Origin of the sequence: Mesorhizobium sp. M1312, assembly GCF_040318115.1 — a bacterium.
Lineage (GTDB): Bacteria > Pseudomonadota > Alphaproteobacteria > Rhizobiales > Rhizobiaceae > Mesorhizobium.
Window position 1 is genome coordinate 1 of record NZ_JAMYLQ010000026.1, and the last position, 25199, is coordinate 25199.

Annotated in this window: 29 protein-coding genes and 2 pseudogenes; 17 read left to right on the plus strand and 14 right to left on the minus strand. The window is 62.3% G+C overall.

Annotation, left to right across the window (positions count from 1 at the left end; all coding sequences use genetic code 11):
* Positions 1-314: 314 nt before the first annotated feature.
* Positions 315-713, minus strand: a complete 399-nt coding sequence (locus NKH36_RS25105) for a Kazal-type serine protease inhibitor domain-containing protein (RefSeq protein ID WP_352964991.1) — start codon at positions 711-713, stop codon at positions 315-317.
* A 445-nt stretch (positions 714-1158) separates the two neighbouring features.
* Here NKH36_RS25105 and NKH36_RS25110 point away from each other — a divergent pair, with 445 nt between their 5' ends.
* The 3 genes from NKH36_RS25110 to NKH36_RS25120 all read left to right on the plus strand — a co-directional run bounded on the left by NKH36_RS25110 (position 1159) and on the right by NKH36_RS25120 (position 2471).
* Positions 1159-1371, plus strand: coding sequence for a cold-shock protein (locus tag NKH36_RS25110; protein ID WP_023799871.1), 213 nt, complete (start codon positions 1159-1161; stop codon positions 1369-1371).
* Between the two features lie 254 nt (positions 1372-1625).
* Positions 1626-1838 (plus strand): cold-shock protein, encoded by a 213-nt coding sequence (locus NKH36_RS25115; RefSeq protein WP_006202521.1) that lies wholly within the window; start codon positions 1626-1628, stop codon positions 1836-1838.
* Positions 1839-2054: 216 nt separating this feature from the next.
* Positions 2055-2471: a BA14K family protein gene (locus NKH36_RS25120; protein ID WP_352963963.1), complete on the plus strand. Its 417-nt coding sequence runs from the start codon at positions 2055-2057 to the stop codon at positions 2469-2471.
* 113 nt (positions 2472-2584) lie between these two features.
* Here NKH36_RS25120 and NKH36_RS25125 read toward each other — a convergent pair whose 3' ends face one another.
* The 3 genes from NKH36_RS25125 to NKH36_RS25135 form a co-directional block, all read right to left on the minus strand.
* Positions 2585-3226: an MBL fold metallo-hydrolase gene (locus NKH36_RS25125; protein ID WP_352963964.1), complete on the minus strand. Its 642-nt coding sequence runs from the start codon at positions 3224-3226 to the stop codon at positions 2585-2587.
* A 128-nt stretch (positions 3227-3354) separates the two neighbouring features.
* Entirely contained in the window at positions 3355-3678 is a 324-nt protein-coding gene (locus NKH36_RS25130) for a hypothetical protein (protein ID WP_352963966.1), read from the minus strand.
* Between the two features lie 145 nt (positions 3679-3823).
* Positions 3824-4717, minus strand: a complete 894-nt coding sequence (locus tag NKH36_RS25135; protein WP_029349987.1) for a branched-chain amino acid aminotransferase — start codon at positions 4715-4717, stop codon at positions 3824-3826.
* Positions 4718-4960: 243 nt separating this feature from the next.
* Here NKH36_RS25135 and NKH36_RS25140 point away from each other — a divergent pair, with 243 nt between their 5' ends.
* The 4 genes from NKH36_RS25140 (at position 4961) to NKH36_RS25155 (ending at position 8947) form a co-directional block, all read left to right on the plus strand.
* Positions 4961-5494, plus strand: a complete 534-nt coding sequence (locus NKH36_RS25140) for a MarR family winged helix-turn-helix transcriptional regulator (RefSeq protein ID WP_031255243.1) — start codon at positions 4961-4963, stop codon at positions 5492-5494.
* Positions 5481-6200: a response regulator gene (locus NKH36_RS25145; protein WP_036267167.1), complete on the plus strand. Its 720-nt coding sequence runs from the start codon at positions 5481-5483 to the stop codon at positions 6198-6200. Before NKH36_RS25140 ends, NKH36_RS25145 begins: the two co-directional genes overlap by 14 nt.
* A 52-nt stretch (positions 6201-6252) precedes the next feature.
* Positions 6253-7665 (plus strand): ATP-binding protein, encoded by a 1413-nt coding sequence (locus tag NKH36_RS25150; protein ID WP_352963968.1) that lies wholly within the window; start codon positions 6253-6255, stop codon positions 7663-7665.
* A gap of 259 nt (positions 7666-7924) precedes the next feature.
* Positions 7925-8947: a glycosyltransferase family 4 protein gene (locus NKH36_RS25155; RefSeq protein ID WP_352963970.1), complete on the plus strand. Its 1023-nt coding sequence runs from the start codon at positions 7925-7927 to the stop codon at positions 8945-8947.
* A 12-nt stretch (positions 8948-8959) separates the two neighbouring features.
* Here the strand turns inward: NKH36_RS25155 and NKH36_RS25160 are convergent, their stop codons facing one another.
* The 3 genes from NKH36_RS25160 to NKH36_RS25170 all read right to left on the minus strand — a co-directional run bounded on the left by NKH36_RS25160 (position 8960) and on the right by NKH36_RS25170 (position 10464).
* A complete protein-coding gene (locus tag NKH36_RS25160; RefSeq protein WP_352963972.1) occupies positions 8960-9319 on the minus strand; it encodes a tRNA-binding protein in 360 nt (119 codons plus the stop codon).
* Positions 9320-9337: 18 nt separating this feature from the next.
* Positions 9338-9838 carry a type III secretion system chaperone family protein gene (locus tag NKH36_RS25165; RefSeq protein ID WP_006202532.1) on the minus strand — a complete coding sequence of 167 codons (501 nt, stop codon included), beginning with the start codon at positions 9836-9838 and terminating at the stop codon, positions 9338-9340.
* A gap of 323 nt (positions 9839-10161) precedes the next feature.
* Positions 10162-10464, minus strand: a complete 303-nt coding sequence (locus NKH36_RS25170; protein ID WP_352963974.1) for an accessory factor UbiK family protein — start codon at positions 10462-10464, stop codon at positions 10162-10164.
* Between the two features lie 166 nt (positions 10465-10630).
* Between NKH36_RS25170 and NKH36_RS25175 the strand changes: the two genes are divergently transcribed.
* From NKH36_RS25175 to NKH36_RS25210, 8 genes and pseudogenes are all read left to right on the plus strand, one after another.
* A complete protein-coding gene (locus NKH36_RS25175; RefSeq protein ID WP_352963976.1) occupies positions 10631-10894 on the plus strand; it encodes a type II toxin-antitoxin system ParD family antitoxin in 264 nt (87 codons plus the stop codon).
* 80 nt (positions 10895-10974) lie between these two features.
* Positions 10975-11193: pseudogene (locus tag NKH36_RS25180) on the plus strand (type II toxin-antitoxin system RelE/ParE family toxin); the annotation flags it as partial.
* 80 nt (positions 11194-11273) lie between these two features.
* Entirely contained in the window at positions 11274-12128 is an 855-nt protein-coding gene (gene lgt, locus NKH36_RS25185) for a prolipoprotein diacylglyceryl transferase (protein WP_352964998.1), read from the plus strand.
* Positions 12125-13213 (plus strand): class I SAM-dependent methyltransferase, encoded by a 1089-nt coding sequence (locus NKH36_RS25190; RefSeq protein ID WP_352963979.1) that lies wholly within the window; start codon positions 12125-12127, stop codon positions 13211-13213. The genes lgt and NKH36_RS25190 overlap by 4 nt, the downstream gene beginning before the upstream one ends.
* A 132-nt stretch (positions 13214-13345) precedes the next feature.
* On the plus strand, positions 13346-14140 hold the full coding sequence (gene pgeF / locus NKH36_RS25195; RefSeq protein WP_352963981.1) for a peptidoglycan editing factor PgeF: 795 nt from the start codon (positions 13346-13348) through the stop codon (positions 14138-14140).
* Positions 14140-15291, plus strand: a complete 1152-nt coding sequence (locus tag NKH36_RS25200) for a M24 family metallopeptidase (RefSeq protein WP_352963984.1) — start codon at positions 14140-14142, stop codon at positions 15289-15291. Before pgeF ends, NKH36_RS25200 begins: the two co-directional genes overlap by 1 nt.
* 53 nt (positions 15292-15344) lie before the next feature.
* On the plus strand, positions 15345-15962 hold the full coding sequence (locus NKH36_RS25205) for a hypothetical protein (RefSeq protein ID WP_352963985.1): 618 nt from the start codon (positions 15345-15347) through the stop codon (positions 15960-15962).
* Between the two features lie 163 nt (positions 15963-16125).
* Positions 16126-17061 (plus strand): ribose-phosphate pyrophosphokinase, encoded by a 936-nt coding sequence (locus NKH36_RS25210; RefSeq protein WP_352963987.1) that lies wholly within the window; start codon positions 16126-16128, stop codon positions 17059-17061.
* Between the two features lie 106 nt (positions 17062-17167).
* Here NKH36_RS25210 and NKH36_RS25215 read toward each other — a convergent pair whose 3' ends face one another.
* Complete coding sequence (locus NKH36_RS25215; protein ID WP_352963988.1) at positions 17168-18037, minus strand: AraC family transcriptional regulator; 870 nt, start codon at positions 18035-18037, stop codon at positions 17168-17170.
* An 82-nt stretch (positions 18038-18119) separates the two neighbouring features.
* On the opposite strand from NKH36_RS25215, the gene NKH36_RS25220 reads away from it, so the two are divergent.
* On the plus strand, positions 18120-19409 hold the full coding sequence (locus NKH36_RS25220) for an MFS transporter (protein ID WP_502912111.1): 1290 nt from the start codon (positions 18120-18122) through the stop codon (positions 19407-19409).
* Between the two features lie 183 nt (positions 19410-19592).
* Here NKH36_RS25220 and NKH36_RS25225 read toward each other — a convergent pair whose 3' ends face one another.
* Positions 19593-20270, minus strand: coding sequence for an ArsR/SmtB family transcription factor (locus NKH36_RS25225; RefSeq protein ID WP_352963992.1), 678 nt, complete (start codon positions 20268-20270; stop codon positions 19593-19595).
* Positions 20271-20381: 111 nt separating this feature from the next.
* Here NKH36_RS25225 and NKH36_RS25230 point away from each other — a divergent pair, with 111 nt between their 5' ends.
* The gene (locus NKH36_RS25230) at positions 20382-20675 is read left to right on the plus strand and encodes a DUF2938 family protein (RefSeq protein WP_352963995.1); all 294 of its coding nucleotides are present in this window, start codon (positions 20382-20384) and stop codon (positions 20673-20675) included.
* 120 nt (positions 20676-20795) lie between these two features.
* Here the strand turns inward: NKH36_RS25230 and NKH36_RS25235 are convergent, their stop codons facing one another.
* From NKH36_RS25235 to NKH36_RS25255, 5 genes and pseudogenes are all read right to left on the minus strand, one after another.
* Positions 20796-21113 (minus strand): MocE family 2Fe-2S type ferredoxin, encoded by a 318-nt coding sequence (locus NKH36_RS25235; RefSeq protein WP_352963998.1) that lies wholly within the window; start codon positions 21111-21113, stop codon positions 20796-20798.
* Positions 21114-21188: 75 nt separating this feature from the next.
* Positions 21189-22130, minus strand: coding sequence for a substrate-binding domain-containing protein (locus NKH36_RS25240; protein ID WP_352964001.1), 942 nt, complete (start codon positions 22128-22130; stop codon positions 21189-21191).
* 77 nt (positions 22131-22207) lie between these two features.
* Positions 22208-23214, minus strand: a pseudogene (locus NKH36_RS25245) (sterol desaturase family protein).
* Positions 23215-23221: 7 nt separating this feature from the next.
* On the minus strand, positions 23222-24013 hold the full coding sequence (locus NKH36_RS25250) for a 3-methyl-2-oxobutanoate hydroxymethyltransferase (RefSeq protein ID WP_352964004.1): 792 nt from the start codon (positions 24011-24013) through the stop codon (positions 23222-23224).
* Positions 24014-24086: 73 nt separating this feature from the next.
* Positions 24087-25091, minus strand: coding sequence for a LacI family DNA-binding transcriptional regulator (locus tag NKH36_RS25255; RefSeq protein WP_352964054.1), 1005 nt, complete (start codon positions 25089-25091; stop codon positions 24087-24089).
* Positions 25092-25199 lie beyond the last annotated feature (108 nt).

Here is a 25199-nt window from a genome sequence, read left to right on the forward strand (position 1 = left end):
TCGAGAAAACCGCCCGCAATTACCGCGCCGTTGTCACTCTCGCGGCTATTGTCCTATGGTTGCGGTAACTGTCCACATGGCCTAGTGCCGGGTGAGCAGCCCTGCATTCATCCAGCCACCGCGCGGATCGGATTAAAGATCACGTAACGTCGAAGCCATATGGTCAGGATTGGCTAGGGCCGAGTTCATCGCCCATTGCCCATTAACGCCAGGCTGCCGGCGTAGAGGCAAGAGGCGCCAGTTGCCGTCGCCCGCCTGTGTCCAGTTGACAGATGGGCCCCTCCCCGTCCGGAGACGGGGAGGAAATCAGCCTCTCAGCAGGGGCCGTCGTCGACGATGCGATATTCGGCGGCGCGAGCCTCGCAGGCGTTGGGGAAGGTGCGCAATTCGCCACGGCGGCGTGCGCAGACAGGGGCATACTCGCGCGTGCAGAATGTCTGCTCCTCACCACCGCCGCCGTCGCGGCACTGGCCGTCGCGGATGATGCGGTACCCGGCCCGCTCGGCAAGGCAGGCATTGGCGAAGGTCTGGCGGTCGCCACCGCGCCGGGCGCAGACTGGATCATACTCCCTGGTGCAGAATTGCGGCCCGGGCCTCGGCGGGCGGTACCCCGGTCCTTCCTCCACCACCACCGCGGTACAGGCTGCAAGAACTGCCGACAGCAACAGGATGGCAAACCCCTGCCGCGAGAAGATTGCCGCAAGAAATTTCATGACCATACCTCCCGAGCCCCCGCTCCGGCGCAAGATGCGCTCCACTCCAGGCCGATCCTCGCCATTCCACCGCCAAATGCAACCCCTGTTTGCAAGCCCAGCCCGCTGGACCATGCGTGGCCAGGCTCTGGCCGATGACCGGGCGAGCCCCCCGTCCTATCGATGCCATGCGTCGGAATGCGCCCATTGGGCGGCCCGCGGACGCTACCTTGCAACGATCACCTTTCCGTGCGATAAATTTCGTGTTCGGGCATTTGCGACCCGGAGAGCGGAACGTTTTGGACGACCTTTCCCCGATACTGTGAATCTCTGACGGCCCCGTTTTTCGGCGGGGGGTTTTCACCATGCGCCAATGCATGACTGCCGAAGCAACCACCGGGACTTGCCCACGGCGTCAGGCGGCGGGCAAACCACAAAGACTGACACGGGTGAAGGAGTTTCCCCAATGGCCCAGACCGGCACCGTTAAATTCTTCAACGCTACCAAAGGCTTCGGCTTCATCACGCCAGATGACGGCGCCAAGGACGTGTTCGTCCACATCTCCGCGATCGAGGCTTCGGGCCTGCGCACGCTCGTCGATGGCCAGAAGGTCACCTTTGACGTCGAGCCCGACCGCATGGGCAAGGGGCCGAAGGCGGTCAATCTCCGCGCGGACTGAACCGTCCGCGCGCACGTCCGCGCGGACGTGCCAGGAATGTGCCCGAGGCCCCTCCAAAGGCCTTGAACCGGCTTTCAGGGCCGGACCCGAGTTTTCGAAGGCGCGGCGGTTTTCGTCGCGCCTTTTTTGTGGCCGGGCGGCAAGCCAATGCTCGCAAAACTTTCTCTTGCCGATAGCGCTAAAATAAAGGACAAATTTCCACTCGGGCATTTGCCGGCCCGAGACTGGACTTGATGGGATCAAAGGAGCTTCCCATGCCGCAGACCGGCACCGTCAAATTCTTCAATCATGCCAAAGGCTTCGGCTTCATCACGCCGGATGATGGCGCGAAGGATGTCTTCGTCCATATTTCGGCCGTGCAGGCGTCGGGTCTTCCCGGTCTCGAGGATGGGCAGAAGGTAACATTCGACACCGAGCCGGACAAGCGCGGCAAGGGTCCGAAAGCCGTCAACCTGTCGATCGGCTGAGCCGAGTTCGAGACAGCGTCGGACGGTCCCGTGGCGCAGGTCCGCTCCTTGTTGAGCGTACGATATTTGTGCCTTGCGCCATGCCTGATCGAGGAATATCGACTGGTCCCATCCCGTCAATTTCGTTCAGCCCCCGTTCAGCCACGGTCGCCTATTAGCTTCGGCAAAGCCGGACCGCATCCCCAGATTACCCGGGCCGGCACGAAGGAGATCGACATGAACCGAATTTTCAAGACTCCCATTCTGTCCGCCGCGATTGTTGCGACCACGCTCGCGACTTTGCCAGCGGCCAGCGCTGGTGACTGGCGCCACCGGCACCACCATCGTGGCAATGGCGATGCGATCGCGGCGGGCGTCCTTGGCCTCGCGGCCGGCGCCCTGATCGTTGGTGCGCTCAACAACCCGCAGCCCAGCTATTACGATCCCGGCTATGACGATTATGGTCGTTATCCACGGCCCGCCCCGGTGCGCCGCTACTACGCGGAACCGCGGGTCGTCTACAATGACGGCTATGCCGAGCCATGGACCCGTGGCTGGTATGAATATTGTTCGGATCGCTATCGCTCTTTCAACGCCCGCACCGGCACGTTCACCGGCTATGACGGCGAACAGCACTTCTGCACCGCGAACTGAGGCTTCCCTGCCCCCAAACAAAAGCGCTGTCCGCAAGGCCAGCGCTTTTTGGTCGGCATGCATACAGGCGAGATTGATGCGCGTCGCACGCGGCTTCTCAGATAAGACGCGCTTTAAATCAGGAACGGGTTGCTCCGACGCTCCTCGCCAAAGCGGCCGCCCGGACCATGGCCGCAGATGAAACCGATGTCGTCGCCGAGCGGCAAAAGCTTGTCCTTGATCGAGGCGATCAGCGCGGCGTGGTCGCCGCCCGGCAGGTCGGTGCGCCCGACCGAGCCGCGAAACAACACGTCGCCGACATGGGCGAACTTCGCAGCACGATTGTAGTAGACGACATGGCCGGGCGCGTGGCCGGGGCAATGAAAGACTTCGAACGCGTGCTGGCCGAACGAGACGGTATCGCCTTCGCCGAGAAAGCGGTCGGGCACGCAATTGCGCACCGGATCGGTGATGCCGTAGTGTTTCGCCTGTTTCTCGAGATTGGCAAGCAGCCGACGGTCGGCCTCATGCGGGCCGATGATCTCGACGCCGAGCGCCTCCTTCAGCTCCATGGCGCCGCCGGCATGGTCGATATGACCATGCGTGATCCAGATCGCGCCGGGGTTGATCGCATTGTCCTTGAGCACCGCCAGCACCTTGTCGATGTCGCCGCCCGGATCGACGACGACGCCTTGTCTATCGTCCATGTCGAAAAGGATGGTGCAGTTTTGCTGGAAGGCCGTGACCGGCACGACGCCGGCGTTGAGCTGACCCATGATCGTCCTTTCGCTGTGTCGCCCTGATGTAGATACACACGCGAACGTCGTCCACCGCATCCGGCTGTCGCCACAACGCAAAAAAAGAAATGGGCGGCCGAAGCCGCCCATGCAAAAGCCGGAAACCGCTAGGCTGCCTTCTTCGTCGCATTCATGACCGCGCCGATGATGGCCGTCAGAATGGCGCCACCACCGGCACCGCCGAGGATGTTCTGCACATTCAGCGCGCTGCCCAATCCGCTCGTTGCCGCTGCGGCTGCCGCCGGATCGATCGCACCACCGCCGAGCAGGGTGTTGAGGATGAGCGCACCGCCGACGCCGCCAAGGGCACCGCCCAGGATTTTGGTAAGCTGCCCCACTGCCGCTGTCTTGAGCGCCGCGCCCACCGCCTGGCCACCGATGATACCCATAATCACCTGAACAATGATCGGAAGAAGCGTGTTCATGTCCATATTACCAGTCCCTCCATAGCTGCCAGCCTCCCGGGCCGACAGCATCATGAGACGCCGAATTGGACGAAAGTCAAATGCAGAAGTGCTTAAATAAAAGGGGCGGCCCGAAAACCGCCCCTACTTATAAAAAAAGCTGTGACTTTCGTTATTCTGCTGCGATTGCGTGCTTGGGTTGAACGGCTGCAGAATAGTCGTTCATCAGAGTCTTGGCAATTTCACCCACCTCGAATCGGTATGGACCGATCTCTGAAACGGGCGTCACCTCGGCCGCCGTTCCAGTGAGGAAGCACTGCTGGAAGCCTTCGAGCTCTTCCGGCATAATGGTGCGCTCGATCACCTCGAAGCCGCGATCCTTGGCAAGCCCGATCACCGTGCGGCGGGTGATGCCGTCGAGGAAGCAATCGGGGGTGGGCGTATGGATCTTGCCGTCCTTGACGAAGAAGATATTGGCGCCGGTCGCTTCCGCAACCTGGCCGCGCCAGTCGAGCATCATGGCGTCGGCATAGCCCTTGGCTTCGGCGGCATGCTTGGACATGGTGCAGATCATGTAGAGGCCGGCAGCCTTCGATTTCGACGGCGCGGTGCGCGGATCGGGGCGGCGCCATTCTGCCAGATCGAGACGGATGCCCTTCAGCTTCTGTGCCGGATCGAAATAGCTCGGCCACTGCCAGATGGCAATGGCGCAGTTGATCCGGCTGTTTTGCGCCGAAACGCCCATTTGTTCGCTGCCGCGCCAGGCGATCGGCCGGACATAGGCATCCTGGAAACCCTGCTTCTTCAACAGCGTGCGGCAGGCATCGTCGATCTCGGCAACCGAATAGGGAATCTTGAAGCCGAGCAGGCGTGCCGATTCGTGCAGACGCTCGCTGTGGTCGGTCAGTTTGAAAATCTCGCCGCCATAGGCGCGCTCGCCCTCGAACACCGCGCTGGCATAGTGCAGGCCATGGGTCAGCACGTGGATCTTAGCGTCGGCCCATTTGACGAACTCGCCGTTCATCCAGATAAAGCCGTCCATTTGGTCAAAGGGAACGGATGCCATGGTAACCTCCCGCGGGCGGCCGCCCGCCCATTATCGTTGCGCGTTTCTTGTCAGCCGCACCGGGCGGCCGGTATCTCGAAGCGTAGGCGGATATATAAGCTCTGGCAAACACAGGAAGTTCCGGAAAAACGGCTTTCCCTCGCCTTTTCGTTCGCAATCCGCCGGAAAGCTTGTCAAAAATTACCATTGCCGGGAAATTACGTCAATAGTACTGACATAATTTCCCTTTCGCACGGAGAAAAGATGACGGATCGCAGCCACCCAGCCGGAAAACCGATCAGGACGGCGATCACCGACGAGGACGGCATCGACTTTGCCATCATCGAATTGTTCTTCTTCGCCTATCGCGATTTTACCTCCGATCCGGACCAGATCCTGTCCGACTATGGCTTCGGCCGCGCCCATCACCGGGTTCTGCATTTCGTCAATCGCAGGCCGGGCCTGACGGTCGCCGAACTCCTCGACGTGCTGAAGATCACTAAGCAGAGCCTGGCGCGCGTGCTCAAGCAACTGATCGACACCGACCACATCGTCCAGTTGCAGGGTCCGCGCGACCGCCGCCAGCGCGAGCTCTATCCGACAGCTAAGGGCCGCGCCCTGGCACTGGCGCTGGCACGGCCACAGTCACGCCGCATCCATGCTGCATTGGAAGATTCCGGAGCCACCGAACGCGCCTTGATCGAGCGCTTCCTGGAAGCGATGGTCAATCCGGAACTAAGGGCGCAGATCGACATTGTGCCCGCAAAAACGTCAGGGAAAAGCCATGGAGACCATTGAAAGGGTTGATCAACCGGCAGCACCGGACGACGACGCGCCGCATCTGCTGGTGATTGATGACGATACCCGTATCCGCAATCTTCTCAAACAATATCTGACCGAAAACGGCTTTCGCGTCACCGTTGCCGGAAATTCCGGCGAAGCGCGGCGCAAGCTCGCCGGCCTCGATTTCGATCTGCTCGTGCTCGATATCATGATGCCGGGCGAAACCGGCGTCGATCTCGCCAAGGCGCTGCGGGCAAGCAAGAACGTGCCGATCCTGATGCTTACCGCGCTCTCCGAGACCGACAGCCGGATCACCGGGCTCGAGGCCGGCGCCGACGACTATCTGCCCAAGCCTTTCGATCCCCGCGAATTGATCCTGCGCATCAACAACATCCTGCGCCGCGGCGGTCCGGCAACGACGCCCAAGGTCGAGCAACTGGTCTTCGGCCCCTATACGTTCCAGATCGCCAGGCGGGAGCTCAAGCGCGGCGGCGAGGCTCTGAAGCTGACCGACCGCGAGCAGGAGATTCTGGCGATCTTCGCGGCGCGGGCCGGCGAAACGATACCGCGTCATGAGCTTGTCGGCGACGAGTCCGAAGTCGGCGAACGCACTATCGACGTCCAGATCAACAGGCTGCGCCGCAAGATCGAGCGCGATCCGTCCAATCCCGTCTGGCTGCAGACCGTGCGCGGTATTGGGTATCGGCTCAGCGTGGAATAGACTGCCGCCCACAGCCCCTTGTTGAGTGGCTGAAGATGAGCAAAAAGGGCGAATGGCGACCACACAACTGGAACGGCCGGGAGATCGCGGCTTGAGCGCTCGCGCCACGCGCGCGCTCAAGGCGGTGCCGCTCGCCTGGAAACGGTTCTGGCGCCTCGTTTCGCTTTACATGCCGAAGCGGCTCTATGCCCGCTCGCTGATCATCGTCATCGCACCGATGATCCTGCTGCAATCGGTCCTCGCCTTTGTCTTCATGGAACGCCACTGGCAGACCGTGACGCAGCGCCTGTCGCAGGCCACGGTCCGCGACATTGCCGCGATCGTCGACCTGGTAGAAACCTATCCGAACGACGCCGACTACGCCAACATCATCCGCATCGCGCAAGATCGCATGCAGCTGAAGATCGATTTGCTTCCGCCCGATCCGCTGCCGGCGCCCGGTCCAAAGCCGTTCTTCTCGATCCTCGACGAGATTCTCTCGTCCGAGATCACCCATCAGATCAACCGTCCGTTCTGGATCGATACGGTCGGCAATTCCAATATCATTGAGGTCCGTGTCCAGCTCGAGGGCAAGGTGCTGCGCGCCTTCGTGCGCCGCAGTCAGGCCTATGCCTCGAACACGCACATTTTCCTGATCTGGATGGTCGGCACCTCGCTGGTGCTGCTGATGATCGCCATACCTTTCCTGCGCAATCAGATCCGGCCGATCCTGACGCTGGCCGAGGCCGCCGAAAGTTTCGGCAAGGGCCGGCCGATGCCGCTCGATTTTCGTCCGCGCGGCGCCGAGGAGGTTCGCCGCGCCGGCTTTGCCTTCATCCAGATGCGCGAACGCATCGAACGCCAGCTTGAACAGCGCACCGCCATGCTGACCGGCGTCAGTCACGATTTGAGAACCATCCTCACCCGCTTCAAGCTGCAGCTTGCGCTGACCGGGACTAAGGCCGACACCGAGGCGCTCGGCCAGGATATCGATGACATGCAGTCTATGCTGGAAGGCTATCTTGCCTTTGCCCGCGGCGAGGCAGCTGAAGACGCCGGCCGTTTCAATCTTGAAGCCTATTTCGACAAGCTCGGCGAGGAGGCCACGCTGCGCAAGCGCAAACTGTCGACCACGCTCGCCGGCGACCCAAATGTGCATGTGCGGCCCCACGCCTTTGCCCGGCTGTTGTCCAATGTCGTCGGCAACGCCTTCCGTTATGCCAAAACGGTTGAGATCAACGCCAACCACGGCCGCGGCTCGCTGCTCGTCACTATCGACGACGACGGTCCAGGCATCCCGCCCGAAAAGCGCGAGGACGTGTTCAAGCCTTTTGTGCGGCTTGACGAGGCTCGCAATCTCGACGCCAGCGGCACCGGCCTTGGCCTTTCCATCGCACGCGACATTGCCCGCAGCCATGGCGGCGACATCATGCTGGACAAGAGCCCGCTCGGCGGCTTGCGCGCCGTCATCAAGGTTCCGGCCTGATTAGAGCGACGTGCGTCCAATTGAACGCACAAAGTACGCTCTAACGCTTTGAACCTACGCATCTTGCTTTCCGAAAATCGAATTCGATTTTCGGGCCGATGCGCTGCTTTCCGGTGGTTGTAAACGACCATCGGCTATGCCTTCATCGGCGCGTCATGAAACCATGCTGAAGAGCGCGTATGAAGCGCGTGATCCTGATTGATTCGGCCTTGCGGCCTCGCATCAAGGAAACCGACGACCTTTCAAGCAAAGGGCTGCTATGCGCATCCTGATGGTCACCGAAGCCTGGCGCCCGCAAGTCAACGGCGTCGTCCACACGCTGGAACGGCTTTCGGAAACCCTCAAATCCTTCGACGTCGAGACGGACTTCCTGACCCCGAACGTCTTTCGCACCTTGCCCCTGCCGACCTACCCGGACATCCGGCTGGCGCTGACGACGCCAGGCCACGTCGCGCGCCTGATCGACGCGCGCAAAGCCGATCATATCCATATCGTCACCGAAGGCCCGCTCGGCATCATGGCGCGGCGCTACTGCCGCAAGGCCGGCCGGCCGTTCACCACAAGCTATCACACGCGCTTTCCGGAATATCTGAGCGCGCGGCTGCCAATACCGGAAGCCTGGGCCTATCGCTGGCTTCGCGATTTCCACAATTCCGGACAGGGCACGCTGGTCGCCACCCAGTCGTTGGCGGACGACCTGGCGGCGCGCGGTTTCACCAAGCTGAGGCCATGGACGCGCGGGGTCGATACCGACCATTTCCGGCCGGACAAGAAGAAGGATCTGGGGCTCGAGCGACCGATCTTCCTCTGCGTCGGCCGTGTTGCGATCGAAAAGAACCTGGCCGCCTTTCTCGACCTCGACCTACCCGGCAGCAAGGTGATCGTCGGCGAGGGACCGGAGTTGGCCAGGCTCAAGGCCAGATACCCCGATGCCCACTTCCTTGGCCACCGCCCGAACGACGAACTGGCCGAAATCTACGCCTCGGCCGATGTCTTCGTCTTCCCCAGCCGTACCGACACGTTCGGCAATGTCATCATCGAGGCGCTGGCCAGCGGCACGCCGGTCGCAGCCTATCCGGTGACGGGACCAATCGACATTGTCGGCGACGGCGTTGGCGGAGCGGTGTCGAACGATTTGCGGGAAGCCGCGCTCGCAGCGCTTCATGTCGATCGTGCCGAGGCGCGCAAACGCGCGATGCGCTATAGCTGGAAAGCCTGCGCGGAGATGTTCCTGGAAACAATTGAGGAAGCGCTGGGAAAGACGCGCAAATTGGCCGCCTGAGGCCTTGCTAGTCTAGAACAGTCGGCCGCCGTTAGGCACCTTGCGTTCGATTGCGCCGAGGACGACGGCGCCCTCTTCGTCGGGAAAGCCAAGCGTCAGCACTTCCGACATGAAGGGGCCGATCTGCCGCGGCGGAAAATTGACCACCGCGAACACCTGCCGGCCGATCAGCGTCTCGGGTGCATAGTATTTAGTGATCTGCGCCGACGATTTCTTCACCCCGATCGCCGGGCCGAAATCGATCTTCAGCTTGATCGCCGGCTTTCGCGCCTCCGGAAAAGGCTCGGCCTCGACGATCGTGCCGGCACGGATATCGACCCGGTCGAAATCGGCGAAGCTGATCTCGGGCTTACGCTGGCTGCTCGAACTCATTGAGGGTCAGTATCTGGCTCAGGCGTTTCCGTAGGTCTCGAACAGGACGCCGGCCAGCGCATCCTTGGCCGAGGTTCCAGACCAGACGACGAACTGAAAAGCCTGGAAATAGCATTCGCAGGCTTCCAGCGCCGACGACAACAGCACCTCGACCTGCTGGCTCGACGGCTCGACCCCACCGGCGAGCAGCAGCGACTGGCGGAACATGATCGCGCCCTCCTGCTCCCAGAGGTCGAAATGGCCGAACAGCATCTGCTCGTTGATCAGCGAAAGCAGCCGCATCACTTCGAGCGCGCGCGCCTCCGGCACCTTGATGTCGAAAGCGCAGGCCAGATGCAGCGCCTCGAAATCCTCCATCCAGGAAAATGAGACGTGGTAGTCGGTCCAGCTTCCGGCAACCGAAATCGAAATCTCGTCGTCGCCGGCCCGTTCGAAGGACCAGTCGTTGTTGTGGGCCACCTGCTCGATAACATCCACCGGATGAATTTCGCGCGAGAATTCGAGTTCGAGAAGTTCCATGGAATGCTTCCTGTCGTTCTGGGAGCGCCACCACACGCTCCGCGGGAGAGGCACACACAACGAACAATCTTGTCTAGAACTCGGACGGCCGGGACTTCGTCAACGCAAAGACCCCAGACCGGACCCCACCGCCCGGCGCATGACCCTGCTCCGAATCATGCAACAAATTCAGTCTATTGATCGGGAGTCGCGTGACCAGCCCAATTTTTCGCACTGCGTCATTCGCATGTGGAAAGCCACTGTCACAAAGATTCACGCAATGCCGGTAAGCGATTCACGACAAAGCGCTTTTTGCGATTGTGCTTTGTGGAAAAGTTTAACGATTATTTTTTTGACCTGGGCTTTGCCGCAGCCGCAGGTGCGGGCTGTCCGGTCAATTCGGCGAGCTTTGCCTCAAGCGCTTCGATGCGCGCAGCGAGGCGGGTGTTTTCTTCCCTGGCCTTGACAGCCATGTCGCGGGCCGCCTCGAATTCTTCGCGCTGCACGAGGTCCATTGAGTTGAGAACGCGCTCGGCCTGCCCCTTGAAGGCGGTTTCCACTTCGCGGCGCACGCCTTGCGCGGCACCCGCGGCGTCGGTCATCAGCTTGGCGAATTCATCGAGAATGCGGTTCGGTCCGGTCGACATGGCAAATCCTCGCTTGCTCGATTTGACGTAGTGGCGCGCGACGCGGAATGCAAGAACGTTTGAGACCGATGGGCATCGCTGCCGGTGCACTTTGGTCAACTGAACACTGGCTGAGCGGATCAATAACTATTATTATTACCCGAAAGGCATCTCCGAGGAGCACTCCATGGTGGCCATCAGCGCAGATTTGGGCAATCGTCTGGAGGACGTTGTAAACCAGCTTGTCAGCACGGTCCGCTACAATTCGAAGAGCGAAGTGCTGCGCGAAGGCGTTCGCCTCGTCGAAGAGCGGGAGAAGCGCCTGGCTGCACTCGACGCCGCGCTCGCCAAAGGCATCGGCGATGCCGACGCAGGGCGACTGAAGCCCGCGGAAGACGTGCTCGACCGCCTGGAGGGCAAATACAAGGCGATGGCCGGGAAGGCCCGGTGAAGCGGCTGATCTTCACCCATCAGGCTGAGGCAGATATTGAAGCCATTGGCGATCACATCGCCTAGGACAGCCCGCTTCGAGCTGTGACATTCATCCGGGAATTGCGTGCCGATTGCCTGGAACTACAGACCATGCCGGAGCGATATCCGCTCTTGCAGCGTTATCGATCTTCCGGCGTCCGCCGTCGCGTTCATGGCAGCTATCTGATTTTCTACCGCGTTAACACCGACGCAGTGGAGATACTGCACGTCCTGCACGGCGCGATGGATTTTGATGCCATCCTGCTCCCTGGGAAATGACAGCATCCCCGTCGCCTTGACCCCGCCAAAACCCTGCCGCATGGTCCGCGCCCGAACGCGATCGCAACCGGGAGATCCTGTTGAGCGAATATCTTATGCTGCCGTTGGCCGCCCTGCCCTTCCCCAACATCGACCCGGTCATCGTCCAGATCGGGCCGCTGGCGGTGCATTGGTATGGCGTCGGCTACATCGTCGGCATTCTCTTCGCCTGGTGGTATGCCAAGCGGCTCGTCACCAATGCAAGGCTCTGGCCCGACGGCACCGTGCCAATGAAGCCCGAGGATCTCGACGACTTCATCGTCTGGGCGGCTATCGGCGTGGTGCTTGGCGGGCGCACCGGCTACGTGCTGTTTTACGACCTGCCGCGCTACATCGCTCATCCGTTCGATATCCTTGCCGTCTGGCAGGGCGGCATGTCTTTCCATGGCGGGCTGCTCGGCGTCGTCCTCGCCATGACGCTGTTTTCCTGGTCGCGCGGCATCCGCACATGGTCGCTGTTCGACGTGGTGGCGGCCGGCGTGCCGGTCGGCCTTGGCCTCGTCCGCATGGCGAATTTCATCAACTCCGAACTCTGGGGCCGGCCGACCGACGTGCCATGGGCGGTCGAATTCCCCAATGGCGGCCCATTTGCGCGCCATCCAAGCCAGATCTACGAGGCGCTGCTCGAAGGCCTGGTGCTGTTCCTGGTCCTGCGCTTCCTCACCCATTCCAGGCTCAAGCTGAAGACGCCGCGCTTCGTCGGCGGCGCTTTCATTTGCGGCTACGGTCTCTCGCGCATCTTCGTCGAATTCTTCCGCGAGCCCGATCAGCAGCTCGGCTACCTCCTCGGCACCGGCTGGCTGACCATGGGCATGGTGCTGTCGCTACCAATGGTGCTTGCCGGCGTCTGGGCGATGGCGACTGCAAAGCCGGTAACACAGCCCCAGCCGGCATGACCCGGCTGAAAACCCGCATCGTCGAGTTGATCAGTGCGGCGGGGCCGATCCCCGTCAACCAATACATGGCGCTTTGCCTCTTCGATCCGCAGGACGGCTACTATACGACGCGCGAGCCGTTCGGAGCCGCCGGCGATTTCGTCACCGCGCCGGAGATCAGCCAGATGTTCGGCGAGCTCGTCGCCGTCTGGCTCTACGAAGCCTGGCTGGCGACCGGCCGGCCGATGCCGGTCACCATCGCCGAGATCGGCCCCGGCCGCGGCACGCTGATGAAGGACATGCTGCGCACGCTTTCGCGGCTCGATCCGGCGCTGACCGCCGGCGCATCGTTCGCCCTGATCGAGACCAGCCCACGGCTGGCAGATGTCCAAAGGCAAGCGCTTGCCGCCACGCCAGCGACGATCGGCTGGCACGAAAGCATCGACACACTGCCGCAGACCCCGCTTTTCATCGTCGGCAACGAATTGTTCGACGCGGTGCCCATCCGCCAGTTCGTCCGCGCCGGAACAGGCTGGCGCGAACGGATGATCGGCCTCGACAGCGCGGACGAATTGCACTTCTTCGCCGGCGCCGGCTCGGTCGATCCGACGCTGTTGCCGAACGATGCCGAAAACGCGCCACAGGGCGCGATTGTCGAGGTCGCGCCGGCCCGAGCCGCGCTGATGGCGACCATCGCCGAGCGATTGGCCCGGCTCGGTGGCGCCGGCCTATTCCTCGACTATGGTTATCTCCGGCCAGGGATCGGCGACACGTTGCAGGCCTTGCGCAAGCACGATCACGAAGATGTGCTAGCCAATCCGGGCGAAGCCGATCTCACCGCCCATGTCGATTTCGCCGCCCTTGCCGCGATTGTGCGGGCGCACGGCCTTGATGCCCATCTCTCCACGCAAGGCGAATTCATGGTGGAAATGGGCCTTCTCGAACGCGCCGGCCAACTCGGCGCCAATGCTGATGAGGCGGCTCGCGAAAAGATTGCAGGCGAGGTCGAGCGCCTCGCCGGCCCGCAAGCCATGGGTGACCTGTTCAAGGTGCTTGCCGTCCTGCCTGCCGGCATCGCCGTTCCGCCCTTTGCAACGGCGGATTGACTTTTCGCCGCCGCCTCTCCCACTCTCCCAACTTCCGACTGTCGCCGATCCTTGGAGTGTAGCCATCTTTGGACTGTCGCGATCTTTGCACTGTCGCTTGACGAAATCGCTCTCACGGACAACAACGCAGCCATGCTGAATCAGACCAAACCGGATCCCGTTCGGTCGCCCTTGCTGGAGAAAGCGCGGGCGCAGGGCATTCGCCACGGCTATTTCACCCGCATTGGCGGCGTCTCCAGCGGCATCTATCAGGGCCTCAACATCGGCACCGGCTCAAGCGACGACCAGACGCAGGTAGCCGAGAACCGCCGTCGCGTCGCCGATTGGATGGGCGTGCCATCAAGCCATCTCTTGACCGCCCACCAAATCCATTCGCCCGACGTTGTCATCGCCAGGGATCCCTTTCCCGGCGAGCGGCCGAAGGCCGACGCCGTCGTCACCGACCGGCCGGGCATCGCCGTCGGTGCCTCGACCGCCGATTGCGGACCGGTGCTGTTTGCCGATGCCGAGGCGCGTATCATCGGCGCGGCCCATGCCGGCTGGAAGGGCGCGTTGTCAGGCGTGCTGGAAAACACCATCGCGGCGATGGAAAACCTCGGTGCCCGGCGCGAGCGCATCCTTGCCGTACTCGGTCCGTCCATCGGCCCGGAAAACTATGAGGTCGGCCCGGAATTCATCGCCCGCTTCGTCGAGGACGACGCCAGCAATATCCGCTATTTCGCGCCCTCCGCGAAGTCCGGACATGCAATGTTTGACCTCAACCTCTACACGGTCGATCGGCTGACCCGGGCCGGCGTCATCGCCGACGGACTGGGCCGCTGCACCTACGCCGAGGAAGATCTGTTCTATTCCTACCGGCGCAGCACGCATCGCAAGGAGCCGGATTACGGACGGCAGATTTCGGCAATCGTTTTGGAGACAGAATAATGGCGCTGCATTTCGAACGGTCGGAATTTGACGCGCGGCGCGATCGGCTGATGATCGAGATCGCCGAGAAGAAGCTCGATGCCGTGCTGCTGTTTGCGCAGGAGAGCATGTACTGGCTGACCGGCTACGATACGTTCGGCTTCTGCTTCTTCCAGTGCCTGGTGGTGAAAGCAGACGGTTCGATGATCCTGCTCACGCGCTCGGCCGATCTGCGCCAGGCGCGCCACACCTCGATCATCGACAACATCGTGCTGTGGACCGATCGCGACGGCGCCAATCCGGCGATCGACCTGCGCAATTTGCTCAACGACCTCGACCTGCTCGGCGCCCGCATCGGCGTCGAATACGACACCCACGGCCTGACCGCCTACAATGGCCGGCGCCTGGACGAGCAATTGCAGACCTTTGGCCAGATCGCTGATGCTTCCGGGATCGTCAGCCGGCTGCGCCTGTTCAAGAGCCCGGCCGAAATCGCCAAGGCGGAAAAGGCCGCGAGTCTCGCCGACGACGCGCTGGACGCGGCCCTGCCGCTGATCAAGCAGGGTGGCGACGAAGCCTTGATCCTTGCCGCCATGCAGGGCGCGATCTTTGCCGGCGGCGGCGACTATCCGGCCAACGAGTTCATCATCGGCTCTGGCTTGGACGCGCTGCTTTGCCGTTACAAGGCCGGCCGCCGCAAGCTGAGCAAGAACGACCAGCTGACGCTCGAATGGGCCGGCGTCTTCCACCATTACCATGCGGCGATGATGCGCACGGTGCTGACCGGCAAGGTGTCGAAACGTCACCAGGAACTGTTCGACGCCGCGCGCGCTGCACTTCTGGCGGTCGAAAAGGCGATGACGCCCGGAAATACCTTCGGCGATGTGTTCGACGCGCATGCCCGCACGCTCGAAGCGCACAACTTGACCAAACACCGGCTCAACGCCTGCGGCTATTCGCTCGGCGCCCGCTTCACCCCATCATGGATGGACATGCCGATGTTCTATCAGGGCAATCCCGAACCCATCGCGCCAAACATGACGCTGTTCGCCCACATGATCATCATGGACTCCGAAACCGAGACGGCAATGACGCTCGGCCGCACCTATCTGACGACTGAATCGCAGCCGAAACCGCTGTCCCGCCATGATCTCGACTTGATTGTGCAATGAATCCATAATGGTACGGCTGCAAAGGGCGTTCATCGCCAGGGAGTTTTGAGGGAATGAGGCGATCGCACGTGACGACCGTGTCATTGCTCGCGGCGCTGACGCTGGCCGCCTGCACCAACGCGAAGGACGTTCTCGAACCCTCGGCCATCGCCCCGCAGTCGCCAACGGCCGGAACCGGCACGGCTGCAACGCCCACCACACCTGCAACGACGGCACAGTCTTCCGCAGCAACACAGCCTTCCGCCCCTGCGCAGCCTGCAACCACGACCGTGCCGCCCGCAAAGAGCGCCGCCGTCATCGCACGAACCCGCCTGCAGGTAGCGCCGATCGTCGGCGCCTCGGTGGAAGCCGCGACACCGCTGACCGCGGAGCTTCAAACGCGAGCCAAGCAGCGCGGCATCACCCTGGCCGGCAGCGCCGGCCAGACCCCTACGCACGTGCTGAAGGGCTATTTCTCGACGATGTCGGAAGGCAAGGACACCACCGTCATCTATGTCTGGGACATCTATGACCCGGCAGGCAACCGGCTGCATCGCATCAATGGCCAGCAGAAGGCGCCCTCGGCCAATGGTGGCGAAGGCTGGGCTGCGGTCGCGCCGGAGACCATGCAGGCGATCGCCGACCAGACGATCGACCAGTTTGCCACATGGCTTGGCGGCCAAGCGGGGTGACTGGCGGGCTGACATGTTGCCGGCTTCCCTCGTAGACGTTTATTGAGATTAGCCGGCGGATTCCGATCACGACGCTTGCAATACCGGCACGGGCCGCTAAAAGCCCCGACTAAGGGGCTCAAGAGAGTCTGCCAGAGTCTCCATCCTTCACCAGGAACGGTGCATGAAGCTTTTTGCGGGCAATTCCAACAGGGTGCTGGCCGAAGCGGTCGCCCGCTATCTCAACATCCCGCTGGGCAAAGCCAGCGTCAGGCGCTTCGCCGATCAGGAAATCTTCGTCGAGATCCAGGAGAATGTGCGCGGCGAGGATGTCTTCATCCTGCAGTCCACCTCGTTCCCGACCAACGATCACCTGATGGAACTGCTCATCATGATCGATGCCTTCATGCGCTCGTCGGCCAAGCGCATCACGGCGGTCATTCCCTATTTCGGCTATGCAAGGCAAGATCGCCGCGCCTCGGGCCGCACGCCGATCTCGGCCAAGCTGGTCGCCAACATGATCACGCGGGCGGGCGTCGATCGCGTCTTGACGCTGGATCTCCATGCCGGCCAGATCCAGGGCTTTTTCGACATCCCGACCGACAATCTCTTCTCGGTGCCGGTCATGGCCCGTGACGTGAAGGCGAAATACAAGCAGCTTGCCAATATCATGGTCGTATCGCCGGATGTCGGTGGCGTGGTCCGCGCCCGCGCGCTGGCCAAGCGCATCGATGCCCAGCTCGCCATCGTCGACAAGCGTCGCGAGCGCCCCGGTGAATCAGAAGTCATGAACGTGATCGGCGACGTGCGCGGCAAGGATTGCCTGCTGATCGACGACATCATCGATTCGGGCGGCACCTTGTGCAATGCCGCCGATGCGCTGCTTGCCGCCGGCGCCACCAGCGTTACCGCCTACACCACCCATGGCGTTTTGTCGGGCGGCGCCATCGCCCGCATCGGCGCCTCGAAACTGCAGGAATTGGTCATCACCGATTCCATCCAGCCGACCCAGGCGGTGCTCGACGCCCGCAACATCCGCGTCATCTCCATCGCCGACCTGATGGGCGAGGCGATCTCGCGCACGGCGACCGAAGAATCGGTATCGAGCCTGTTCGACTGAAATCTGCCAGCCCACAGCGCCGCGCGTCCAGCGGACGCGCAAAGGACGCTGTAGCACTTTGATTTTGCGCATGATCCTTTCCGAACCGAAGGTTCGGGGTCATGCGCTATCCGTTCGTCGACACCCTGATGTTGTCCCTTGACCCGCGCATATAACCGCGCGGCGATGCCCCCAGCATGCGCTTGAACATGGTGATGAAGGCCGGCACGCTGTCATAGCCGAGGTCGAGCGCCACCCTTGTGATCGGCTCGCCGTCGGCCAGCCTTGGCAAGGCCGCGAACAGGCAGGCCTGCTGGCGCCATGTCGACAACGACAATCCGGTCTGGCGATGAAAGGCGCGGGTGAAGGAACGGCGGCTCATGCCGACGATGTCGGCCCATTCGTCGATCGTCGCGTGCGGCGAGGGTGCAGCGACGAAGCGCCGGCACAGTGCCGAAAGCCTTGGATCCGAAGGAAAAGGCAGGCCGAGCCGCCGTTCCGGCAGGTTCGGGATTTCATGCAGCAGGAGGCTCATGATCAGCCCGCCGCGCCCCTCCAACTCGGAGCCCTGCGGCAGCTTTTCCGATTCCACGATCAGGCTGTGCATCAAATCTGTAATGCCGACGACGCGCAGCCCATGCGGCAGCCCCGCAATGGCGTCCGGCATCACATAGACCGAGCGCATGCTGACGTCGCCAAGCATCTCGACGGAATGCTCGGTACCGGCGGGAATCCACATGGCATGATCGGGAGGCACCATCCAGCGCCCATGCCGCGTCGTCACCAGCACGACGCCGACAAGCGCATGCAGCAACTGACTGCGACTGTGACGGTGCTGCGGCACGTTGTAGCCGTCGGGGTATTCGGTCGGCAGGGCCACCGCCGGCCCGACGGCCTGCTCCAGCCATTGCCAGCGGCGCTGATGCAACTGCCCGAGATCGGTGACCTGGCCGAGATCGGTGTCGCCCGCTTTGAAGGTTTCATTGCTACGTGGCATCGAGTAATGGCCCACTCGCGAAACTATTGGACCAAACCACGAAAGAAGTCGTCCGGCAAGTGACTTATAAGGCAACCCGGCTATGAGGCCGCCTGCGGGAGCGCCCGCCAAAAAGACCACGGAGCATGCCTTGACCGACACGACAGCCGCCAAGCCTGCGACGGCCAGCCACACTTCGGCGCAGGCGACGGCCTTCACCGTCATTCTTGCGGTGAGCTTCTGTCACTGTGTCAACGACATCATGCAGTCGCTCCTGTCGGCGATCTATCCGCTGCTGAAGGACAATTACGGTCTCGATTTCTGGCAGATCGGCCTGTTGACGTTCACCTTCCAGGTGACGGCCTCATTGCTGCAGCCGCTGATCGGCATGGTCACCGACAAGCGGCCGATGCCCTATTCGCTGCCCTACGGAATGGCGTCCTCGCTGATCGGCCTGGTCGTGCTGGCCTATGCCGGACACTATTGGCTGCTGCTGATCGGCGCATCGCTGATCGGCATCGGCTCGGCGATCTTCCACCCGGAATCCTCGCGCATTGCCCGCTTCGCCTCGGGCGGCAGGTTCGGCCTGGCGCAATCGCTGTTCCAGGTCGGCGGCAACTTCGGCCAGGCCATCGGGCCGCTCCTGGCTGCTTTCATCGTCGTGCCTTTCGGCCAGACCAGCATAGCCTGGTTTGCCGCCGGATCGCTGATCGGCATCGTCGTGCTGTGGCGGGTCGGCGGCTGGTACAGCCGCCTGCGCGCCTCGCTCGCCAACCGCAAGGCGGCCGGCTTCGTCTCGCCCTTCCCGCGCCGCAAGGTGATGGGCGCGCTGGCGGTGCTGACCTTGCTGGTGCTGACCAAGAACGCCTACATCGCCAGCCTCGCCAGCTACTACACCTTCTACGCCATCGATAAGTTCGGCGTTTCGGTGCAGATGTCGCAGGTCATGCTGTTCCTGTTCCTCGGCGCCTCGGCGCTTGGCATCCTCCTCGGTGGCCCGTTCGGCGACCGCTACGGACAGAAGCCGATGATCTGGTTCTCGATCGTCGGTGTGCTGCCTTTTACGCTGGCTCTGCCCTACGCCAATTTCGAATGGACCATGACCCTGACCGTGCTGATCGGCCTGATCCTGTCCTCGGCCTTCTCGAACATCGTCGTCTTCGCGCAGGAACTGGTGCCCGGCCGGGTCGGCATGATCGCCGGTATCTTCTTCGGCTTCGCCTTCGGCATGGGCGGCATCGCCGCCGCCGTGCTCGGCGTCGTCGCCGACATGAAAGGCATCGACTTCGTCTTTCAGATTTGCTCGTATTTGCCGCTGCTCGGGCTGCTGACGGTTTTCTTGCCGAACATGAAGCACGCGAGGAAGCCCGAGGGGGAGGCCACGATCGGGTGAAGCTTGAGTTGATTTCGGCCTCGCCCCGTTTAGGGTCGGGAGCGCCCTCTTCCTGCCCACCTCATGCGTGGACCAGATCGATTTTTGCCGTCATGTGCTGCTGCCGCGGGCATTCACTCCGGCAGCGGTTCCAGTTTCCGTCCATATTCGGGCTCGGGCCGGCGACCCCAACCTCGGCTTCTGTCAGCCGCTTTCGTAGTTCATGCCGTCGACATCAAGGCTTGAGGCCAGCCACTCGGGAAAGCCGCCTTCGAACCGGCGTGAAGCCCGGCCTCGCGTCCTCAGGATTGCCAGTGCGTCGGCAGAGAGAACGCACTGGACACCACGGCAATAGGCAACGATGACCTTTTCCCGTGGAAGCTCTGCAAGTCGTTCTTCCAGCTCACCCACGGGAATGTTGATCGCACCCGGCAAATGGCCCGCCGCGTATTCCTCCTGCGGCCGGACGTCGAGCAGCACGATTTCGTCGGCCCGCATGCGGCGCACGAGTTCCTCGCGCGAGATGTTCTCCAGCCTGTCCGGCCGGCTCATAGTGTCATTGATCAGTTCGCGGATTTGCTCACGCCTATGGTTCGCAAGGCTTCGCAGAGCCGCGAGCACGTTTTCGATCGGGCCATCAGCCAAACGATAGAGCACGCGTTTCCCGTCTCGCCGGGTCTGCACCAAGCCGGCCCGCTTGAGGTGTTGAAGATGCTGCGACGTGTTGGCCAACGCGATCCCGGAAAGTTGCGTCAGCTGCTCCACGGCGAGTTCGCCGTCGGCAATGTGGCGGAGAAGAACCAGCCGGTGTCCATGTCCCAGCGTGCGGGCGAGATCCGCTATTTCGTCAAAGATCGGATGATGGACACCTGCGCTTTTCATATCGCAGGCCTACCATGAAACCATCAATCAATCAATACATTGAATGATGAATTTGAGTCAGCTAGTCTCTGACGCCCGAGACAGCAGCATGGACAAGACAGGAGCATAGAAATGAGCGAGCAGTTGGAATTCGTTATCTGCGCAGCCGCGATCGGAGCCGGCGCGAATTCGGGGCGAAACGCCTATTGGATGGTCGCGCATTACGCGATCGGCATCGTCTTTGCTGCATTGCTGATGGGAGTATGGGGCCTCGACTGGGTACGACATCCGACATTGCTTCCCGCCCTTCTTGTCGGCATGTCCAGTATTGTCGCCCCATTCTTCATAATGCAGCCAGCTTTTGGAGCCGGAATTGCAGCCTCGAAACTCCCAATCCGAACACTGCGCGTCTGCGCGGCCTCATGACTCATCTGTCCTTCGGGATCGGGCTGTATGTCGCTGCGTTGCTTTCGGCACTCCTGTTTCCGGTCTAACACTGATCGATTGCGGTCGGCTTTCAGGCCGACTCCCTGGCCACACTTCCTCTTACTGGCTGATCGCAACCAGCACAGAGCCCGCTTCCACCTTGGCCGGATAGGTCCTGAGATTGACGCAGGGCGGCAGGCGCTTCGCCGCGCCGGTGCGATAGTCGAAGGCGCCGGCGTGCTTGGGGCATTCGACCTCGTAGTCCATGACCAGTCCTTCGGCGAGATGGACAGCCTCATGCGTGCACAGGCCATCGGTGCAGAAGACCTCGTCATCCGGCGAGCGGAAGACGGCGTAGGTCCGGCCATCATGATCGAAGCGGCGGGCGCCTTCCTGTTCGATGTCGTCGAGGCTGCAGGCCCTGATCCAGCTGGACATATGCTTTCCTTCGATAATGAACCGCAAGGCACCTCCAGGACGGCCCACGCGTCCGCCTGGAGGTTTTGCTGCGGCCTAGTTCTTGTTGAGGTAGTCGTTCATATTCGCGGGCGTGACCAATTCGAACGGGACATAGACGACGCGGTCGACCTTCTCACCCTTGGCAAGGGCGAGTGCCGCATCGATGCCGCCGCCGCCTTGCGCCTTGGCTTTCTGGAACACCGTCACCGCAAGGTCGCCCGCCTTCATCGACTGCAGGCCGTCCTGGGTGGCATCGATGCCGCCGACGACAACGTCCTTTGTGTCGACGCCGTTCGCCTTGAGGGCGAGGATCACGCCGATGGCGGATTCGTCGTTGTTGGCGATGACCGCGTCCGGCACCTGTCCGGCCGTCAGCCAGTTGGTCATCAGGTTCTGCGCATTGTCGCGCGCCCATTCGGACGATTGCTTGTCGACGATCTCGATGAAGTTGCACATGTCGGTGCGGAAGATCTGTTCGACATCTTTCGTCCGCTGCAGGGCAGCCTGGTGAACGAGGCTGCCCATGACGATGTAGGCCTTGGCGCCCGCCGACTTGCCCTTGGCGCGCAGCAGCTTGCAGACCTCGAACGCCTCCAATGTGCCGGATTCAACCTCGTTGGAACCGACATAGACCTGCTTGTCGGGAAGAGTGGCCATGCCGTTGGGCTCGAGATTGACGAAGACGAGCGGAATACCGGTATTCGCGGCTTCCTCGCTGATGGTCTTGGAAGCGTTGGTGTCGACCAGCGTGACGACGATGGCGTCGACGCCGTTGGCGATGAAATTCTTCACCTGGTCGAGCTGCTTGGCGACATCGTTCTGAGCGTCCTCGACCTGGATGCCGACGCCCTTTTTCTTGGCGCGGTCCTGCATTCCGTGCATCAGCAGCGTCTGGAAATTGTTGTCGAAGTTGACGATGCTGACGCCGATCTTTTCTGCCATCGCAGCGGTCGACATCATCGTCGCCAAAGCTGCCGAACACAGAAGTTTCTTCATGGACTTCCTCCCTCTGGACGCGGAGTGCCGGCTCACTCCTTCCTGGAATACCGGCCCTTTCGGGATGGCTGACTGCTCTATTTGGCCGCGGCGTTCGCGCGCGCCTTCTTCTTCTCGTAACGGGCCTGCATGCGGGCCTCGCCTTCCTTGCTGCCGTCGTGGAAAGTGCCGAACCACCTGTCGAACGGGATGAGACCGTCGCCGTAGTTCACCTCGAAATACTTGTGGTGGAGGTAGTGGATGTAGGCGTGGCTATCGACGGCGGCATCGTCGCCGAGCTCCACCTTGTCGAAGCCGACATGGCCGGGGATGGCGCCAAAGCCGGCGAAGTGGAGTTGATAGAGCGCCAGGATCGGGTTGGACGGGATGACGAGATGCCAGAGTGCTACGCCGAGATAGCCGAACTGCTCGACCGGATGCATCGACAGCGACGACCATGGCGAGGGGTTCACCGAATTGTGGTGGACCGAATGCACCCATCGGTAGAGCGGCCCCCAATGGATGGCCCTGTGCAGCAGGAAGAAATGGGTCTCGTGGATGATCGGCGCCGCCAGTGCCAGGCAGAACAGGTAGACGGGGTGCGCGGCAAAGGTGAGCCACGGCACGTAACCGTTGGCGTAAGCATGGAGGATGGCGACCTCGATCGCCGTCCAGATCGGCAGCCCGGTGCCGAGGGTACGCAGCATGTTGTCGATGTTCTGGCTTCCGAAGAAAAAGGCCTTGCTCTTCTGTTCGGACGGCCATTTCCCGTTGTATTTGAATCTGTTGCCCTGGGCCCGCAGGATGTAGAGCCGGAGCTCGAAGACGCCGAAGAACAACAGAAGGGCTGCGCAGTTGACGATGAAAGCCTGACGATCCAGCCCCAGGAGAGCGTCTTCATCACCTCGACATCGGGCAGCACGAAGTGCCACCAGGCCACCGCGGAGAGTGCGAACAAAAAATTATACGGCAGGAAGTAATGCGGCAGCCATTTCAGTAGCGCGAGTGGACGCGGTGGGAAGACGAAGAGCGGCGCGGTGCCGGCCGGTTCGTCGGGGACCCAGTCGCCGCGCTTGTTGCGCTTGCCGTATTTCAGATCGTCCATGTCGGCCTCACAGCGATTGGGAGAGGGTCAGGAAACGGTCGAAGACGGCATCTTCCATGTCGACCTGGTGCCTGGCTTCGGGATAACGGCCCTCGGCCACCTCGCGGCCGAAGGCGTGGAAGGCGGCGACGCGCTTTTCCTGCAGCTCGGCCTCCAGCGTGACGAAGTCGGCATAACGCTTGGCATGGCGCGGGTAGTGGCCGGTATGGGTGCCGAGCACGTCGCAGGAAAACAGGTACTGCGTGTCACAGGCCGTGCCGCAGCCCATGCCCATGGTGATCAGCGGCGTCGAGCGGGTGATGTGCTCGGCCAGCCGCACCGGCACCACCTCGACCTCGATGCAGGCAGCACCCGCATTCTCCAAATCCTTGGTTGCGCGCAAGACCTTGAGCGCCTCTTCGGCTGTCCTGCCCACGGCGCGAAAATTCGTCCAGGTGGCGCGGTTCGGCACCAGGCCGACATGGCCGGTGACGGGAATGCCCTCCGCCGCCATCGCTTCGATGAAGCGGGGCGAATGCGAGCAGTAGATCGCGTCGGCGCCGCGTCGCATCATCGCAAAGCCGAGACGTACCGCTTCCTCGGGCGAGGCAACCGCGCCATGCGGCATGCCGACCGACAGGAACGCGTGAGGTGCGGCGGCGCGGATGGCTTCGAGATTGTGGTCGGGCTCGCAAGACAGTATGGCGATGTCGCAGGCAACCGCCGCAGCCGCTTCGGCCGGCGTATCGACATGCAGTTGCAGCCATTTGCGGCTGCCCTTGGCGCTTTGCAGATCGTAGGCCGTCAGCCGTCTGGTCACCTGTCATCCTCCCGTTTGCTGAGGGATAACATCGCGGCTAGCGGAAGGCCGCTTGTTCCTTGATCAAATCAGATCAAACGTTCTCGGCGGTGAAAGTGACGAAGCGGATCGGCGGATTGTCGACCGGCAGATCGTGCAAGTTGAGCGTGGCCAGCACCAGGTCCATGGCGCGCCTTGCCTGCGCCTCCGGCGCCTGGTCGAGCACGATGTCCATGGTGCCCTGGCGAAGGGCAGCCGCGCTGCGCTCGGTGAGCTCGTGGCCGACGAAGAACACCTCGCGGCCATGCGGATGGCGTCTTAGCACGTCGTTCAGTGCGGCGTTGGCGCCGCCGGCATTGTAGAGCCCGGCAAGGTCCGGCCAGCGTGTCAGCGCCTCGAGCAGTTGCCCGGCGTTTCGGTCGCCCTCGTCATGGCCGAACAGGGCCGCGACCGGTTCGAAATCGCCGCCGGCCGCCATCAGATAGTCGAAGAAGCCGCGCACGCGGTCGCGGTGCACGCGGTAGATCTGGCTATGGCAGATCGCCACCACCTTGCCCGGCCGCCTTTGCATGCGCGACATCAGCAGCCCGGCCATGCGCCCGGCCGCGTAATTGTCGATGCCGACATAGGCACCGCCGGTGCCGGAAATCTGCGTGACGATCTGCACCGTCGGGATCTTCTCTGCCTCCAGCCGCCTCAGCGCCGCACCGACCAGCGGATGATCGGGAACCGCCAGGATCAGGCCGGCACGGCGCATGTCTGGATCGAGGATCCGCTGCGCGATGGCCGCGGGATCTGCCTCATCGAGAAATGTCCGGTGGACGGCGATCGTCCGATCCAACGTGGCGGCGATGCGCTCGAAGGCCCGGGACAGGCGGGCAAAGAAAGTGGCGTCCGGTCGGACCAGAATGACCTCGATCCTGATCACCCCTCGATGGGCTTCCGGCAAGCGGCGCGGATAGTCGAGTGAGCGCGCGGCGGCTACGACCTTCTCGACGGTTGCGGGCCTGACACCACCCCTGCCGTTCAGAACGCGCTCGACCGTCGCTGTGCCAACCCCGGCGCGACGGGCGATCTCAAGGAAAGTGGGCTTCGGAATCTTGGTTCTCCGCTGTCACGATGCCGAAGCCTGGCCAGCCGCATCCGATTTTCCAAGATCGATCAGCTCCCGACTCCCCCAAAAAGACCCCATCCCAGCGATGTTCGC

Excerpts from the sequence above, each read along its gene's own strand:
- NKH36_RS25215 (WP_352963988.1), bottom strand. The coding sequence starts at position 18,037 with ATGCCACGTAGCAATGAAACCTTCAAAGCGGGCGACACCGATCTCGGC.
- NKH36_RS25140 (WP_031255243.1), top strand. The coding sequence starts at position 4,961 with ATGACGGATCGCAGCCACCCAGCCGGAAAACCGATCAGGACGGCGATC.
- NKH36_RS25190 (WP_352963979.1), top strand. The coding sequence starts at position 12,125 with ATGACCCGGCTGAAAACCCGCATCGTCGAGTTGATCAGTGCGGCGGGG.
- NKH36_RS25210 (WP_352963987.1), top strand. The coding sequence starts at position 16,126 with ATGAAGCTTTTTGCGGGCAATTCCAACAGGGTGCTGGCCGAAGCGGTC.
- NKH36_RS25135 (WP_029349987.1), bottom strand. The coding sequence starts at position 4,717 with ATGGCATCCGTTCCCTTTGACCAAATGGACGGCTTTATCTGGATGAAC.
- NKH36_RS25145 (WP_036267167.1), top strand. The coding sequence starts at position 5,481 with ATGGAGACCATTGAAAGGGTTGATCAACCGGCAGCACCGGACGACGAC.
- NKH36_RS25200 (WP_352963984.1), top strand. The coding sequence starts at position 14,140 with ATGGCGCTGCATTTCGAACGGTCGGAATTTGACGCGCGGCGCGATCGG.
- NKH36_RS25125 (WP_352963964.1), bottom strand. The coding sequence starts at position 3,226 with ATGGGTCAGCTCAACGCCGGCGTCGTGCCGGTCACGGCCTTCCAGCAA.
- NKH36_RS25105 (WP_352964991.1), bottom strand. The coding sequence starts at position 713 with ATGAAATTTCTTGCGGCAATCTTCTCGCGGCAGGGGTTTGCCATCCTG.
- NKH36_RS25155 (WP_352963970.1), top strand. The coding sequence starts at position 7,925 with ATGCGCATCCTGATGGTCACCGAAGCCTGGCGCCCGCAAGTCAACGGC.
- NKH36_RS25160 (WP_352963972.1), bottom strand. The coding sequence starts at position 9,319 with ATGAGTTCGAGCAGCCAGCGTAAGCCCGAGATCAGCTTCGCCGATTTC.
- NKH36_RS25130 (WP_352963966.1), bottom strand. The coding sequence starts at position 3,678 with ATGGACATGAACACGCTTCTTCCGATCATTGTTCAGGTGATTATGGGT.
- NKH36_RS25205 (WP_352963985.1), top strand. The coding sequence starts at position 15,345 with ATGAGGCGATCGCACGTGACGACCGTGTCATTGCTCGCGGCGCTGACG.
- NKH36_RS25120 (WP_352963963.1), top strand. The coding sequence starts at position 2,055 with ATGAACCGAATTTTCAAGACTCCCATTCTGTCCGCCGCGATTGTTGCG.
- NKH36_RS25150 (WP_352963968.1), top strand. The coding sequence starts at position 6,253 with ATGGCGACCACACAACTGGAACGGCCGGGAGATCGCGGCTTGAGCGCT.
- NKH36_RS25175 (WP_352963976.1), top strand. The coding sequence starts at position 10,631 with ATGGTGGCCATCAGCGCAGATTTGGGCAATCGTCTGGAGGACGTTGTA.
- pgeF (WP_352963981.1), top strand. The coding sequence starts at position 13,346 with ATGCTGAATCAGACCAAACCGGATCCCGTTCGGTCGCCCTTGCTGGAG.
- NKH36_RS25165 (WP_006202532.1), bottom strand. The coding sequence starts at position 9,838 with ATGGAACTTCTCGAACTCGAATTCTCGCGCGAAATTCATCCGGTGGAT.
- NKH36_RS25115 (WP_006202521.1), top strand. The coding sequence starts at position 1,626 with ATGCCGCAGACCGGCACCGTCAAATTCTTCAATCATGCCAAAGGCTTC.
- NKH36_RS25110 (WP_023799871.1), top strand. The coding sequence starts at position 1,159 with ATGGCCCAGACCGGCACCGTTAAATTCTTCAACGCTACCAAAGGCTTC.
- NKH36_RS25230 (WP_352963995.1), top strand. The coding sequence starts at position 20,382 with ATGAGCGAGCAGTTGGAATTCGTTATCTGCGCAGCCGCGATCGGAGCC.
- NKH36_RS25170 (WP_352963974.1), bottom strand. The coding sequence starts at position 10,464 with ATGTCGACCGGACCGAACCGCATTCTCGATGAATTCGCCAAGCTGATG.
- NKH36_RS25220 (WP_502912111.1), top strand. The coding sequence starts at position 18,120 with ATGAGGCCGCCTGCGGGAGCGCCCGCCAAAAAGACCACGGAGCATGCC.
- NKH36_RS25240 (WP_352964001.1), bottom strand. The coding sequence starts at position 22,130 with ATGAAGAAACTTCTGTGTTCGGCAGCTTTGGCGACGATGATGTCGACC.
- NKH36_RS25225 (WP_352963992.1), bottom strand. The coding sequence starts at position 20,270 with ATGAAAAGCGCAGGTGTCCATCATCCGATCTTTGACGAAATAGCGGAT.
- NKH36_RS25235 (WP_352963998.1), bottom strand. The coding sequence starts at position 21,113 with ATGTCCAGCTGGATCAGGGCCTGCAGCCTCGACGACATCGAACAGGAA.